This is a genomic window from Micromonospora matsumotoense (genome assembly GCF_050951065.1).
Classification (GTDB): Bacteria; Actinomycetota; Actinomycetes; order Mycobacteriales; family Micromonosporaceae; genus Micromonospora; species Micromonospora matsumotoensis.
On record NZ_CP192025.1, the window covers coordinates 7,236,907 to 7,250,535 of the forward strand.

Here is a 13,629-nt window from a genome sequence, read left to right on the forward strand (position 1 = left end):
GAGAGGTGAGCGTCTTGGCTCAGGTGACAGCTCTGGGCGACGGAGCTGCTTCGCCGATCATGAGCATCGATCACCAGCATGCGCATCCGCCCATCCAGGTGGCATCCCATACCCATTCGGAGCCGATACTGCTGTGGGCGTCGACCACTTCCGTCACCCTGCGCACGGTCTCGCACGACTGGCTGGTGCCTCCGGGGCACGGCCTGTGGATTCCCGGCCGTGTCGAGCACACGGGGACGACACGGCACGCCGGTGAACTGTGCGTCATCCGGTTCATGGCCACGCGCTGCCCCATCGACTGGGCGCAGCCCACCGGCGTCGCCGTCGGACCGTTGCTTCGTGAGCTCATCCGATACCTGCGGGCTGAGCCGGACGCTGCGAGTCGCCAGCATGCCGAAGCCCTCCTCTTCGAGGTCCTCCGGCCGCTGCCGACCCACTCGATCCAGGTGCCCATTCCTGCCGAACCGCGCTTGCGTACGATCACCGAGCGACTCATCGACTCGCCCGGAGATCAGCGAGAACTGGCGATGTGGGCGGCGCAGGTGCACAGCGGGGTGCGTACTCTGTCACGGCTCTTCCTCGCCGAGACGGGGCTGACCTTCTCGCAGTGGAGGACTCGGATCCGTGTCCGCGCTGCAGTAGGCCATCTGGCGACCGGCGCGTCCGTCAAGGCCACCGCGCGGGCAGTGGGATACCGAAAGCCCAGCGCCTTCATTGCCGCCTTTCAACGCGTGACTGGGCAGACGCCCGGTACCTACGACACTAGTTCGGTCAATAGGTAAAGACCGCTTGGCGATCATCGGTGCCCGCTGGAGCCTGCCCGGCGCAGAGGCTGTACTCCTGTTGCGAGCCGTGATCACCAACGGCGACTTCGAGGCGTACTGGAAGTTTCACGTCCGGCAAGAACACCAACGCACGGGTCTGCTGCACCGATAGGTGACAGTTTCAGTCACGCGGCCTGACTGTGTGGGTGCCGACAATCTCATCCGTCCTGGTCACAGCCATCTTCATGACCGAGGTGGAAGCCGGCGGTAGAGACGTGGAACCTCTCGGCTGGATCGCGATGGTCCGTCTGCGTCGAGCACTGCGCGACGATGAGGTGTGCTGTTTCGACTGGCGTACCTCGGCGTGACCAATGCGCTCGCCCTACTACGACTGCTGCCGATGAGTGACCGCGACAAGGACACCGAAATCCTCGCACTGCGGCACCAGATCGTGGTCCTGCAACGACAATTGCACGGTGATCGGGTCCGGTTCACCTCAGCCGACCGGGCGTGGCTGGCAGCCCTCCTACACCCGCTACCGCGCGGCGTACTGAACCACCTACGGCTACTGGTAAGGCCGGACACGGTCCTGCGCTGGCACCGGGACCTCATCGCTCGCCGGCACGCCCGACATTCCCGGCCCCACCAGGCCGGACGGCCACGAACCGTCCGGTCGGTCCGCCGGCTGGTCCTGCGCCTGGCCCGGGAGAACAGCACCTGGGGATACCGCAGAATCCACGACGAACTGCTCGTGCTGGGCGTCAAGGTCGCCGCGTCCACCGTCTGGGAGATCCTCCACCAGGCGGGTGTCGATCCGGCAGCCGAGCGCACCACCAGCACGTGGGCCACGTTCCTGCGCACCCAGGCACAGACCATCGTCGCCGCCGACTTCTTCGAAACGACCACGCTGACCGGCGCCCGCCTCTACGTCCTCGCGGTCATCGACCATGCCACCCGCCGATCCGGATCCTCGGTGCGACCGCGCACCCGACCGCGGCGTGGGTGGCCCAGATCGCCCGCAACCTGGTCATGGACCTCGAAGACGCGGGCTGCCCGGTGAAGTACCTGATCCGCGACAGGGACGGCAAGTACCCGGCCGCGTTCGACACGATTCTCGCCGACGCCGGCATCACCGTGGTACGCACCGGCGTCCGGATACCCCGGATGAACGCGATCATGGAACGCTGGGTACGGACCTGCCGCCACGAACTCCTCGACCGAACACTAATCCTCAACCAGCGGCACCTACGGCATGCGCTGGCTGAGTACGAGATCTTCCACAACGAGCACCGCCCGCATCAGGGCATCGCCAACGTCCGGCCACTCACACCGCTACCCGAACCGATCACCGACCCGCACAGACTCGACCGCCTGAACATCCGTCGTCGTGACCGCCTCGGCGGCATCCTGCACGAGTACGAACATGCAGCCTGACCTGCCCGGATGACATTTTCGGCAGGCACAACCACCGCACACGCCCCAGCCTGCAGACACAAAGACCCAGCAGGCTCAACGACGAACTCGGAACAGATTCGCGTACCAGAACGTGGGCACCAACAACGGTAGACCCCGCCATGATCAAAACCCGGCCAGACACGGCAACCCCGCACCGGACACGGCTGGACGTGAGGGATGCTCGTCGCACGAGCACCCACCGAGCACCCAACCGACCACAAGGGACGGAAAAGCAAAGGGGCCTGACCGCCATTTCGGCAGGTCAGACCCCTGTTGATCTTGTGCGCCCGAAGGGACTCGAACCCCTAACCTTCTGATCCGTAGTCAGATGCTCTATCCATTGAGCTACGGGCGCCCGGTGCTCGACCAGTCTACACAACCGGTTTTGCGCGGAGACTCCGGGATTCGAACCCGGGAGGGGCTTTAAGACCCCAACCGCATTAGCAGTGCGGCGCCATAGACCAGACTAGGCGAAGTCTCCTCGGTGACCCTGCGGACCACCGCGGACGAGGATACAGGTCCGCCCCCACCCGGGGCAAAGCGACTATCCCGACGGGTGACGGCACGCTGGTCGGAGCAGGCCGAGGACAGCCGTCCCGGCGAGCCGTGCGGCGTATTCCACCGTGTGCGAGGTCACGTTCGCGACTACGCTCCTTCCACATGCAGGAGCAGCCGCCGAGCGATCCGCCCCGCCGTCCCACCAGCGTCCCGGCGCGTCGCCGCTCGCCGGAGGCGACCTTCACTCCGCCGCCTGCCCCGCCCCGGCAGCAGCAGCCCTCCGACGCTGACGCGCCGGCCCGGCCGAAGCCTGCCCGACCGGCCAAGGCGGCGCCGCCGGTGCTGTTCCAACCGCCCGCCGCCGAGTCGCCCGTACCACCTCCGGTGCCCGCCATCCGGCCGCGCGGCGCGGCCGACGACAGCCCACCGGTAGGCGGGTCGACCAGCGCGAAGGACGAGCCTCCGGCGGCATCGGCGGAGGCCGGGACGGACGGCCCACCGGCACGCGACGCGACCCCCGGGACGCCCGCCGCACGACGCACCACCCGCAGCCGGGCGGCGGGTGTGGCTGCCGGCAACACCTCTCCGACAGACGGCCAGGAGCCGCCCGCCCGGCCCGCCAGCCCCGCCGGGCCCGCCAGCGCCCGCAGGGAAACGGACACCCGGTCGGAAGCGGACACCTCGGCGGAGCCCGACACCCGGACAGGGGCGGGCACCTCAGCAGAGACAGGCACCCCGACGGCGACGGACATCTCGGCGCCGGCAGGACCGCCGGCACGGAAACGGGCCCCCCGGAAGACGACACCAGCGGAGGAGACCGGCCGGCCCACCCCTCGGGCCGCGCCCCGCAAGAGAGCAACCCCGTCGAAGAAGCCGACCCTGCCCGGACCCACCCCCGAGGCAGCCGCCCCACCCACCGCCCCGCCCTCGGAACCCACCCCGACCCCGGCCCCGACCGCCAGTCAGAGCCCGTCCACCCCGCAGAGCCCGGCAACCAGGCGGCGACCAACCACCAGGCAGCGCCCACCTGCCGGATCGACCCTCGGCACCGCACCGATCGGCCCTGAGCCCACCCCCATCAGCGCACCCGTCAACGCGGCAGCGGAGAGCACGGTAGGGAGCACGGGCAGCACGGCAGTGGGGAGTACGGGCAGCACGGCAGCAGAAAGCACGGCGGTGGGGCGTACCGGGGGACTGGAGCTGGCGGTGCTCCGGGTCCGGCTGCTGGCCCACCCCGGGTTCGCACCCGAGCTGCTGGCCCTGGCTGCCGTCGAGGGGATCGGGCCGGGCGCCCGGGAGTGGGCGCGCGGCCTGCGGGAGGCGTACCCGGATGCCGGTCCGGACGGGCTGGCCCGGCTGGCCACCCGGCGGTTCGTGCGGTGGGCCGGGGTGGGTGGGGCCACGGCGGCGGTGGCCGGGCTGTTCGCGCCGGTGGCCGAGCTGGCGGCGGTGCTCTGGACGCAGTCGGCGCTGGTGCTGCACCTGGCGGCGGCGTACGGCCGGGACCCGGCCCACCCGGACCGGGCGGTGGAGCTGCTGGTGCTGACCCAGGTACACCCGGACGCGGACAGTGCGCGTAGCGCGTTGGACGCGGCGCGGGCGGCGGACGGGCCCGAGGACGGGCCGTGGCCGCGCGCGGCGGAGGCGGCCTGGCGGCTGGCGGCGCCGCTGGCCGCCCAGGCCGGCGGCTGGGCCGCGCTGCGGCTGGCGGCCCGGCTCCTGCCCGGGGCGGCGGTGGTGGCGGCGGCGTTGGGTGACGTGGCGGCGACCGACCGGCTCGCCGTCCGGGCGATGGCCGCCTACCGGCCGGGCCGGGCCCTCGGGTAGGGCCGGACCCGCCGAACCCGCTCACCACCGGCGGCCACCGCAACGACAACAGCGGCCAGCGCAGAAACATCGACAGCAGGTCGGCGCGGCGGCGGGGAAGGCAGTGCCGGCAGGGGCGGTGGCGGTCAGAGCCAGTCGAACCAGTCCTTGGGCAGCAACGAGTAGCCGACGAAGGCGACCACGTCGAGCAGGGTGTGCGCCACGATCAGCGGCATCACCCGCCGGGTGCGCAGATAGAACAGGCTGAACACGACGCCCATCACGGCGTTGCCGACGAACGCGCCGAAGCCCTGGTAGAGGTGGTAGGAGCCGCGCAGCAGCGCGCTGGTCGCGATGACCGCGCCAAGCCGCCACTGGAGCTGGCGCAGCCGGGTGACCAGGTAACCGACCACGATCACCTCCTCCAGCACGGCGTTCTGCACGGCGGCGAGGATCAACACCGGCACCGCCCACCACAGCGGCGGCAGGCCGGCGGGGACCAGGGTGGCGTTGACGCCGAGCTGCGCCGCCGCCCAGAACAGGGCCAGGCCGGGCAGGCCGATCAGCGCGGCCAGGCCGACGCCCCGGGCCAGGTCGGACCCGGGCCGTCGCAGGTCCACGCCGAGGGTCCGCGCCGGGTCGCCGGGGTCCCGCGCCAGCAGGTGTACGGCGAGCAGCACCGGCAGCAGCGCGAAGACGATGCCGAGCAGTTGGTACGTCAGGTCGAGCCAGGGCCGGGCGGACTGCGAGGTGTTGAGCGAGGCGGTCTGCTTCGAGAGCGGCCCGTCGGCGGTCAGCTTCGCGGTCAGCGACACCACGGCGTAGACGGCCGACTGCCCGAGTGACAGGCCGAGCACCAGCAGGGCCTCGGTGCCGAGGACCCGCCGGGACGCCGGGCGGGTGTGCTGCTCAACGGTCACCGCACCACTCTGCCCGACGGGGTGGACCGACGGCACCGGCCGGTGGGCCCAGATGAGCCGATCGCACATTCTGTGCGACCGGCGCACACGCTCCGTGGACATTCTATCGGGGCCCGATCCGCCGTCAGAGGAGGACCACCGCCCGTGGACAACTTCGCTCGGCTGCTGAAGGAGAGTTGGACCCTGGTCGAGGAGGACCGGGACCGGCTGAGCGGTCGCTTCTACGCCCGGCTGTTCCTGCTCGATCCCGGGCTGCGCAAGCTCTTCCCGGTGGAGATGACCGGCCAGGGCGATCGGATCCTCGACGCCATCGTCACCGCCACCCAGGTGATGGACGACCCGGAGAGCTTCGACGAGTACCTGCGCTCGCTGGGTCGGGACCACCGCAAATACCACGTCGACGCCGCGCACTACGCGACGATGGGGGTGGCGCTGCTCGATGCGCTGCGCAGCACCGCCGGCACCGGCTGGGACCTGGAATACGACCAGGCGTGGCGGGACGCGTACGCGGCGATCACGGCGACCATGCTGGCCGGCGCGGGGTCGGACGAGAACCCGCCGTACTGGCATGCGGAGGTGCTCACCCACGAGCGGTACGGCACCGACACCGCCGTGTTGACCGTCCGCGCCCTCCAGCATCCGCTGGTCTGGCAGGCCGGCCAGTACGTCAGCGTCGAGGTGCCCCGACACCTGCCCCGGGTGTGGCGGACGTATTCGGTGGCGAACGCCCCGAACGACGACAACGTGCTGGAGTTCCACGTCCGTACGCCGGCCGGCGCGGGCTGGGTCTCCGGTGCGCTGGTCCGCCGGACCAAGCCGGGTGACCTGCTCCGGGTGGCCGCGCCGATGGGTTCGATGACGGTGGACCGCGACTCCGAGCGGGACATCCTCTGCGTGGCCGGCGGGGTCGGCCTGGCCCCGGTGAAGGCGATGGTGGAGGAGTTGGCCGGCTGGAACCGGGCCCGCTGGGTGCACGTCTTCTACGGTGCCCGGCACGCCGACGAGCTGTACGGCCTGGCCGGCCTGGAGGAGTTGGTCGCCGCGCACCCCTGGCTGTCGGTGACCCCGTCGTGCAGTGACGACCCGGACTTCGACGGTGAGCGGGGGGACGTTCCCGACGTGGTCGCCCGCTACGGCCCGTGGACGTCGCACGACTGTTACGTCTCCGGCTCCGCCCCGATGGTCCGGGCGACGTTGCGGGCGCTCGCCGAGGACGAGGTCCCGCCGCAGCACATCCGGTACGACACCTTCGGCAACCTGTAGAGCTTTACTCCCCCCGAAACCGGGGCGCGTGCCCCCGCCCCCTGGGGCACGCGCCCCGGTCCCCTCTCCACAGCTCGGGCCGGTGCGGGTCACCGGTCCGGGACGGGCGGGTTCAGGCGTTGCTGTCGCGGTACTCCTCGACGGGGACCAGCGGCACGCCGGGCGCCATCCGGTCGGTCCAGGCCCGACCGTCGAGGTGGTCGATCTCGTGGGCGACCAACCGGGCCATCCCGTACGCGAACGAGGTGATCATCCGGCTGCCGTCCCAGCGGGCGTGTTCCACGTCGATGCGCAACGGGCGGGGCACCAGGCCACGGTGGTCGGCGGCGGCGAGGCAGCCCTCGTACTGCTCGACGGTTTCCGGGCTCTCGCTGACCAACCGGGGGTTCACCAGCACGACCGGTGGGGCGGCCCGGTCGGCAGGGCGGATCACGGCGACGGCGGCGTCCAGGCCGAGCTGCGGGGCGGCGAGCCCCATGCCGGGGCTGAACGTGTGTACCTCGTCGGCCTGGGCCAACAGCTCGGTGAGCCGGCCGACCACCTCGCGGGCGGCGGTGGCTTCCCGGGGCAGGTCGAAGGGGCGGGCCGGGCGGCCGGGCGGGGTGGCGTCCGGGGGCAGCACGCCGAGGGCGCGCAGCCGGTCGGCGGCGCGGGGCGGCACCGGCGTCGTCGTCTCTGCGGGCTCCTGCCGGAACCGCCACTGGAGCCGGAAGCGGGTGTTGAGCGGCGGATCGTCGGTGGACCAGTCGAAGACCACCCGGTCCCCCCGGTCGTGTCGGCGTACCGGGGTGCGCAGCGGCCCCTCGTCGGCGGAGAGCGAGGTCTCCACCCCCCAGACCCGGGGGTCGAGGGCCGCCGGGAGGTCGAGCCGCACGGCCAGGTGCCGGGTGGGCAGGCGGACGGCCCGTTGGAACCAGGGGCCCCACTTGACCCGGCCGACCCGGTAGGCGTACTCGACCTCGGCGCGTTCGCCGGGGTGCAGCGGGAACGGCCCGTCGGCGTTCTCGAACAGCAGCCAGATCTCCTTGTACGCGTCCCGGTCGTGGCGGACCCGCCAGTGCATCGGTTCGCGCGCGCCGCCGTCGTGGTGGACGGCCCGGAAGCGCAGCTCGGCGAAGGTGAGGGGGTGTTCGCGGTGGTGCCGGTTGGAGCGGCCCGGGTCGTCGGGCCACCGGTCGACGGCGACCCGGACGAGGTAGCGGGTGACCGGTTCGGTGCCGGCGTTGTGCAGGCGTCGGCGGATCACACACCGGTAGGTGCCGTCGACCAGGGTGAGGGTGGCGGTCTCCCGTTCGACGACGAGCCCGGTGCCCGGGGGGAGCCATCGTCCGGGGGATGCGGGTTCACGCTGGCCGGGGGCGGTACGGGCCTGGCGGAGCTGGTCGTACTCACGGAAGCGTTGCCAGATGACGCCGCCGGCCTCGAGGACGGCTTCGGCGCGGCGGGCGAAGTCCTCGGTGGGTCGGTGTCGACGCCCCTCGACGTGACTCACGTACGACGGGTCGAACCCCATCATCGTGGCGAGCTGTTTCTTGGTCAGCCCTCGCCCCGTCCGGTGCCGGGCGAGTTCCGCCGCGAACGAATCGGCGGCCCGCTCCAGGGAAGAGGTCGTCATCAGCTTCCTCACGCAGCACAGCCGGGACGACAAGTCTTCACGTTTTCTCCGTCTCCCCGCACCGAACTGGCACGTTGCCGACATATGCCTTGACATCACCCGCGGTTGCCCCGCGTTCCGCCGGGTAGTAGCCGAACCGGGTGACCCGGGCCGACGGGACGCACGCCGTGATCCCGACCTCCCGATCCATCTCCGGAGAGACTTCCCTCCGGGCCCTAGGCATGGTTAGGCTAGCCTTAGCTTCACGGACGACCCCTCCGGCACCGGAGTGGCCGAGGAGGCCCCGTCAACCTGCGGTGGCCGAGCGGGAACGGGAGGGTGGTCGAGATGACGGCGGTGATGCCGGGTCAGGATCTCGCCGGTCGGCTCGCCCCGGTGACCACCACCCTGCGCGCCATGTTCGGCACCGACGCGCTGCCCGGCCTCGCGCCCGGCCTGGTGGTGACGGACGAGGCCGGTTGGCACCCCGCCACCACCCTGGTCGACGGCACCCGGATGCCCGAGTTCCTGCGCGCCGCCGCCCGCCGCTGGGGTGGCACCCCGCACGCCTGCACCGCGCTGGCCTGGAAGTCCTACAGCTACTGGACGGCGCTGCCGGTGGCGCTCGGCTGGGCTTCGGCCCGTCGGGTGCCGCTGCTCGATCCGGCCGACGTGCTGATCCACTTCGAGGACCACCGGCAGTTGCTCACCATGGGTCTGCGCCGTTCGACGACCGTCGCGGTGCTGCCCGGTGACCCGCTCGCCGTCACCGGACAGCCCGGGGTCCGGGTGGTCGCCGACGAGGCGGAGCTGCTCGGTGTCCTGCGGGCCACCCTGCTCGACGCCCACCTCGCCCCGATGATCGCCGCGATCCAGGCGGAGGTGCGGGTGGGTGCCCGTACCCTGCTCGGCTCGGTGGCCTCCGGCATCGCGCACGGCATCCTGCGGGCGGCGGACGTCCTGCCGGGCCCGTCGGCGTGCACCATCGACACCCTGCTCGACACCCTCGGCATGGCGGACCTGGTCGAGCTGGTGCCCGGCCGGGGCGGCGAGCCGACCGTGCAGCGGCGCACCTGCTGCCTGGCGTTCACCCTGCCCAGCCCGAAGGTCTGCCAGGGCTGCTGCGTCCGCCCGGCCTGAACCGGCCCGGCCCGCTCAACCCGTGAGCGGCCGGACGTCCCAGCGCCAGACCCCACCGGTCCAGGTGGGGGTGATGCCGGTCAACGCGGTCATCGCCCGGCGCAGCGCGTCGGCCTGCGGGTGCGGGCCGAGGATCACCACACCGGCCCGCCAGTAGCGCAGGTCGGTCACGGCGGCCCGCCGGTCCGCGGCGGTGATCGGCGGGATGGTACCGGTCCGCGCGATCCCACCGAAGAAGTTGCTGGTCCGCCGGTACGGCGCGGTGAACAGGGCGGCGTCCGGCTCGGGCGACCAGGGCCGGGTGTCGGGGGCCAGGAAGTAGCCCCGGGCCAGCGGCATCTCCAGCCGGGTCCGGGACGACCAGCGCAGCGGGTCGGCGTAGGTGTTGTCGGGCAGCGGCAGGGTCACCACGCTGCGGCCTTCAGTGACGTAGGGACGCCACCCGCCGGAGGTGACGAACTCCGGCACCGGGTCGAGGCGGGTCGCCGGCAACGGGGTCGGCAGCAGCGGCAGCAGGGCCATCAGCAGGACGGTCGCCGTGGCGAAGCGGATCTGTCGCCGGGCCGTCGGGTGCCGGTGGGCGAGATCCCGGGCCCGCTGTGCGCCGAGGGCCAGCAGCACCCCGATGATCGGGGTGATCGCCAGCGACCAGCGGGTGGGTACCACCGAATGCAGCAGGGGCAACTCCTCCAGCAGCGCCCAGGGGGCGGGGACGCCGGTGTTGCGCCCGTTGAGCTGCACCTCCCGGCCCAGCGACAGGACGGCGAAGAGCAGCCCGAGCGCGGCCAGGCCGAGCACCAGGGCGTTGCGCCGCAGCCACCAGACCAGGGCGACCGTGAGGACGGCCAGCGGCCAGCCGAAGAAGGCGTTCTCCTCGGTGGGGTTGCGGGCCAGCGGATCGGCGGACCGGGCGTCGCCGGCCAGCGACTCCCGGGACCAGCCGACGAACGCGCCCAGGTCGGTGCGGTAGCCCCGGATCAACCGGGACAGCCCGTGGTAGGAACCCGGCCCGAAGAGCTGCACGTACAACGGGTAGGCGAGCAGCACGGCGGACAGGAGCGCGGCCACGCCGAGCCCGGCGAGGAACGGCCGGGCCGCCGTGCGCAGGTGCGGTCGGCCGATGACCATGGCGCCGATCACCACGGCCAGGGCGATCGCGGTCATCAGCAGGATCTCCAGGTTGAGAAAGGCCTGCCAGACGATCAGCAGGCCGAGCAGGAGTCCGTTGCGCAGCCACCGGCCCGGCTCGGCCAGCCGCAGGGTGCGCCAGATGATGAGCGGCACGACGAACTGGGAGACGATGTTCGGGTGGGCGTTGGCGTGCGACACCATCGCCGGGGCGTACGCGCAGAAGGCCGCGCCGAGCCAGGCCGGCCCCCGGGACCGGGTGACCAGCCGGGACAGGAAGAAATACCAGGCGACGCCGGTGGCCGCCATTCCCAGGGTGAGGAACAGAAGAAATGACCAGTGCGGCCCGAAGAGCAGGGTGACCGGGGTCATCGGTATCGAGATGGATAATACTGAGGTATTCGCCATCAGATTCACGCCGTCGGGCACGTTCATCCGGTCCGAACCGAACGGATAACTCCATTCCGTGACCACCCGAGCGCCATGCGCCATCATCCATTCGAACTGCGCCTGGTCCGACCGGTTGTCCCGTACCCCGGCCCCCGGATCGCGCCAGAACCGGGCGGTCACCCACAGGGCCAGCAGGAGATAGCTGACCACGGCGAGCGCGTCCCACCGCCACCCCGCCACCGGACCGGCCGGTGCCGGTCGAGGTGGGCGGGGCCGCCGGCCCGGCGGGAACACCCGTCGCCACCTCCGCCGGACGACACGCCGAGCCGACGCAGACTCGGCGTCCCCGACGCCGGATCGGCCGGCCAGGGGCTCCGATTCGGGAGTAGTCATAACAATTCACAGCGTAGTTGGCCTATGGCGGGCACGTGACATGTTTCGGGTACTGCCGTACTATGTGCCGGGTTCGCCGACCGCCGATCACGTGCCCTCCCCCGACCGCATTCCGGCCTTCCCAGTGCCCCGTTTCCTCCGCCCCTCCTGCGGATGATTCACTCTGTCGGTCCAGGCGCGGGTCAGTCATATCGTGAGGAATCGACGCATGGCAGAAATCACTGGGGATCAGCGCGTCCAGTCAGAGGTCCTGGAGGGCCTGGCCACCGCGGTCAACCACCGCCGGTGGTTCGTCGAACTGGCGGTGCCCCACCTCGGTGACGACCCGATCGAGATCGGCAGCGGCCTGGGCGACTACGCCCTGGAGTGGGCGCGGCACGTCCCCCGCTTCACCGCCACCGAGGCCGACCCGGACCGGCTGATCCTGCTCAAGGAGCGGCTGGTCGACGAGCCGACCATCGAGGTACGCGAGATGCTGCTGCCGCACCCGGGCGGCGGCGACTACAGCGCGGCCGTGTCGTACAACGTGCTGGAGCACATCGAGGACCACGTGGGCGCGCTGCGCAGCATGAAGGACCTGGTCCGGCCCGGCGGTGCGGTGATCATCATCGTGCCGGCGTTCCAGTTCGCGATGGGCCCCGCCGACATCGCCACCGGCCACGTGCGCCGCTACACCAAGAAGACCCTCGGCGACGCGATGACCTCGGCCGGGCTGCGGGTCGAGACGATGCACTACGCCAACGCCCTCGGCCTGATCGGCTACTTCATGGCCACCAAGGTCTTCCGGCTGATGCCGAAGGAGGGCCCGATGGTCAAGGTGTACGACACCCTCGTCCTGCCCGCCACCAAGGCCGCCGAGCAGCTCGTCCGGCCCCCGTTCGGCCAGTCCGTCTTCGCCGTCGCCCGGGTGCCCGGCTGACCGTGCCGCGCGCCCGCCGATCCCGCGCGGGCGGGATCGGCGGGGCACCGCTCACTCCTTGATCTGGTACGTCGGCCGGATGACCGCCCGCGCCAGGGTGTGGAACGCCAGGTTGAAGCCGACGTACGCGGGGCTGGCGTCCGGCCCGACGTCGAGCGTGTCGACGTCGACCGCGTGCACGGCGAAGACGTACCGGTGCGGGCGGTCGCCCGGCGGCGGGGCCGCGCCGCCGTAACCGGTGTCGCCGTAGTCGTTGCGGACGCTGAACGCCCCACCCAGGTCGGCCTCCTGCACACCGGTCGGCAGGCTGGTCGTCGAGGCGGGGACGTCGACCAGCACCCAGTGCCAGAAGCCGCTGCCGGTCGGGGCGTCCGGGTCGAAGCAGGTCACCACGAAGCTCTTCGTCCCGGCCGGGAAGCCCGACCAGGCCAGCTGCGGGGAGACGTTCTCGCCACCGGTGCTGCCGTGCGCGTACCGGGCATCCATCGGCTCGCCGTTGTGCACATCGTCGCTGGTCAGGTCGAACGACGATAGGGTCGGCAGCAGCTCGTACGGGTCCGGGGCGATCGGTCGTTCCAGGGTCATCGGGAAGGTTCCTTCCGGTGTACGCGATTTCCTCCGCCCCTTCTTACCCCGTCCGCCCCTCCTACCCCGCCGGGCCGGGACGACGAACCGGAAGTTCCGCGTACCGTCGGACCGCCAGAATGAGGGGACGCGGCCGACGGGCCGGCCGACGACCGGGAGGGCACATGCGGGACACCGAACGTGAGGCGGAACTGTTGGAGGCGGAGCGCCGCCTCCAGACCGCCCAACGGGCCGGCGACGTGGCCGCGCTCGACGCCCTGCTCGACGACCGGCTGATCGCCGTCGGGCCGGACGGGCGCACCTTCGGCAAGGAGGACGACCTGGCCGCCCACCGCAGCGGCAGCTCGGTGCTCGACGAGTTGGAGGAGGAGGAGCTGGAGCTGGTCGTCGCCGGCACCACCGGGGTGACGTTCTTCCGGGGGCGGGTCAGCGGCACCTTCGCGGGTGCGCCGTTCGCGGCGCGGCTGCGCTACACCCGCACCTGGGCGTACGACGACGAGTACGGCTGGCGCATCCTCGCCGCCCACCTCAGCCCCGTCCCCTGACCGAGCCATCTGGGCTGCTTGCTGGACGACGCAGGGCGGCTGTCACCGATCAGGACGCTGTCGGGGCGGCGGCGCGCCCCCGGGGATTGCCGCGGGCCAACCCCACAGCCCCACCGGCGAACAGCCCTGGCATGGAACCCGGAGCTGAGCTTCATCTGAGAAGGGCGTCGATCAGCGGAGGATGTGGGATTCGAACCCACGAAGGCATCGCTGATGCCGCATAGCTACC

The 13,629-nt window shown here is 71.6% G+C and carries 13 protein-coding genes, 2 tRNA genes and 1 pseudogene; 10 read left to right on the forward strand and 6 right to left on the reverse strand.

What is annotated here, in order from left to right:
* Positions 1–527: 527 nt before the first annotated feature.
* From ACQP1S_RS31060 to ACQP1S_RS31080, 5 genes and pseudogenes are all read left to right on the forward strand, one after another.
* Complete coding sequence (locus ACQP1S_RS31060) at positions 528–782, forward strand: helix-turn-helix transcriptional regulator (protein WP_432908463.1); 255 nt, start codon at positions 528–530, stop codon at positions 780–782.
* A pseudogene (locus tag ACQP1S_RS31065) lies at positions 748–936 on the forward strand (ISKra4 family transposase); the annotation flags it as partial. The gene ACQP1S_RS31060 and the pseudogene ACQP1S_RS31065, both read left to right, overlap by 35 nt.
* A gap of 73 nt (positions 937–1,009) precedes the next feature.
* Positions 1,010–1,132, forward strand: coding sequence for a hypothetical protein (locus tag ACQP1S_RS31070; RefSeq protein WP_432901579.1), 123 nt, complete (start codon positions 1,010–1,012; stop codon positions 1,130–1,132).
* Entirely contained in the window at positions 1,102–1,824 is a 723-nt protein-coding gene (locus ACQP1S_RS31075) for a transcriptional regulator (protein WP_432901581.1), read from the forward strand. The genes ACQP1S_RS31070 and ACQP1S_RS31075 overlap by 31 nt, the downstream gene beginning before the upstream one ends.
* Positions 1,767–2,198, forward strand: coding sequence for an integrase core domain-containing protein (locus ACQP1S_RS31080; RefSeq protein ID WP_432901583.1), 432 nt, complete (start codon positions 1,767–1,769; stop codon positions 2,196–2,198). The genes ACQP1S_RS31075 and ACQP1S_RS31080 overlap by 58 nt, the downstream gene beginning before the upstream one ends.
* Before the next feature lie 303 nt (positions 2,199–2,501).
* Here the strand turns inward: ACQP1S_RS31080 and ACQP1S_RS31085 are convergent.
* Positions 2,502–2,574 (reverse strand) — tRNA-Arg (locus tag ACQP1S_RS31085).
* 35 nt (positions 2,575–2,609) lie between these two features.
* Positions 2,610–2,700 (reverse strand) — tRNA-Ser (locus ACQP1S_RS31090).
* 1,154 nt (positions 2,701–3,854) lie between these two features.
* Here ACQP1S_RS31090 and ACQP1S_RS31095 point away from each other — a divergent pair.
* Positions 3,855–4,544 (forward strand): hypothetical protein, encoded by a 690-nt coding sequence (locus tag ACQP1S_RS31095; RefSeq protein ID WP_432901585.1) that lies wholly within the window; start codon positions 3,855–3,857, stop codon positions 4,542–4,544.
* A 125-nt stretch (positions 4,545–4,669) separates the two neighbouring features.
* Here ACQP1S_RS31095 and ACQP1S_RS31100 read toward each other — a convergent pair whose 3' ends face one another.
* Positions 4,670–5,443: a CPBP family intramembrane glutamic endopeptidase gene (locus ACQP1S_RS31100; protein ID WP_432901587.1), complete on the reverse strand. Its 774-nt coding sequence runs from the start codon at positions 5,441–5,443 to the stop codon at positions 4,670–4,672.
* A 144-nt stretch (positions 5,444–5,587) separates the two neighbouring features.
* Here ACQP1S_RS31100 and ACQP1S_RS31105 point away from each other — a divergent pair, with 144 nt between their 5' ends.
* Positions 5,588–6,706 (forward strand): globin domain-containing protein, encoded by a 1,119-nt coding sequence (locus ACQP1S_RS31105; RefSeq protein ID WP_432901589.1) that lies wholly within the window; start codon positions 5,588–5,590, stop codon positions 6,704–6,706.
* Between the two features lie 112 nt (positions 6,707–6,818).
* Here ACQP1S_RS31105 and ACQP1S_RS31110 read toward each other — a convergent pair whose 3' ends face one another.
* Positions 6,819–8,321: a peptide deformylase gene (locus tag ACQP1S_RS31110; RefSeq protein ID WP_432901591.1), complete on the reverse strand. Its 1,503-nt coding sequence runs from the start codon at positions 8,319–8,321 to the stop codon at positions 6,819–6,821.
* Positions 8,322–8,660: 339 nt separating this feature from the next.
* On the opposite strand from ACQP1S_RS31110, the gene ACQP1S_RS31115 reads away from it, so the two are divergent.
* Positions 8,661–9,440 carry a hypothetical protein gene (locus ACQP1S_RS31115; RefSeq protein ID WP_091251088.1) on the forward strand — a complete coding sequence of 260 codons (780 nt, stop codon included), beginning with the start codon at positions 8,661–8,663 and terminating at the stop codon, positions 9,438–9,440.
* 15 nt (positions 9,441–9,455) lie between these two features.
* Here ACQP1S_RS31115 and ACQP1S_RS31120 read toward each other — a convergent pair whose 3' ends face one another.
* Entirely contained in the window at positions 9,456–11,351 is a 1,896-nt protein-coding gene (locus ACQP1S_RS31120) for a hypothetical protein (protein WP_432901593.1), read from the reverse strand.
* A gap of 208 nt (positions 11,352–11,559) precedes the next feature.
* Between ACQP1S_RS31120 and ACQP1S_RS31125 the strand changes: the two genes are divergently transcribed.
* Positions 11,560–12,270 carry a class I SAM-dependent methyltransferase gene (locus tag ACQP1S_RS31125; RefSeq protein WP_091251032.1) on the forward strand — a complete coding sequence of 237 codons (711 nt, stop codon included), beginning with the start codon at positions 11,560–11,562 and terminating at the stop codon, positions 12,268–12,270.
* 51 nt (positions 12,271–12,321) lie between these two features.
* On the opposite strand, the gene ACQP1S_RS31130 is transcribed toward ACQP1S_RS31125, so the two are convergent.
* Entirely contained in the window at positions 12,322–12,855 is a 534-nt protein-coding gene (locus ACQP1S_RS31130; protein ID WP_432901595.1) for a YbhB/YbcL family Raf kinase inhibitor-like protein, read from the reverse strand.
* A 164-nt stretch (positions 12,856–13,019) separates the two neighbouring features.
* Between ACQP1S_RS31130 and ACQP1S_RS31135 the strand changes: the two genes are divergently transcribed.
* Positions 13,020–13,400 carry a nuclear transport factor 2 family protein gene (locus ACQP1S_RS31135; RefSeq protein WP_432901597.1) on the forward strand — a complete coding sequence of 127 codons (381 nt, stop codon included), beginning with the start codon at positions 13,020–13,022 and terminating at the stop codon, positions 13,398–13,400.
* Positions 13,401–13,629: the final 229 nt, after the last annotated feature.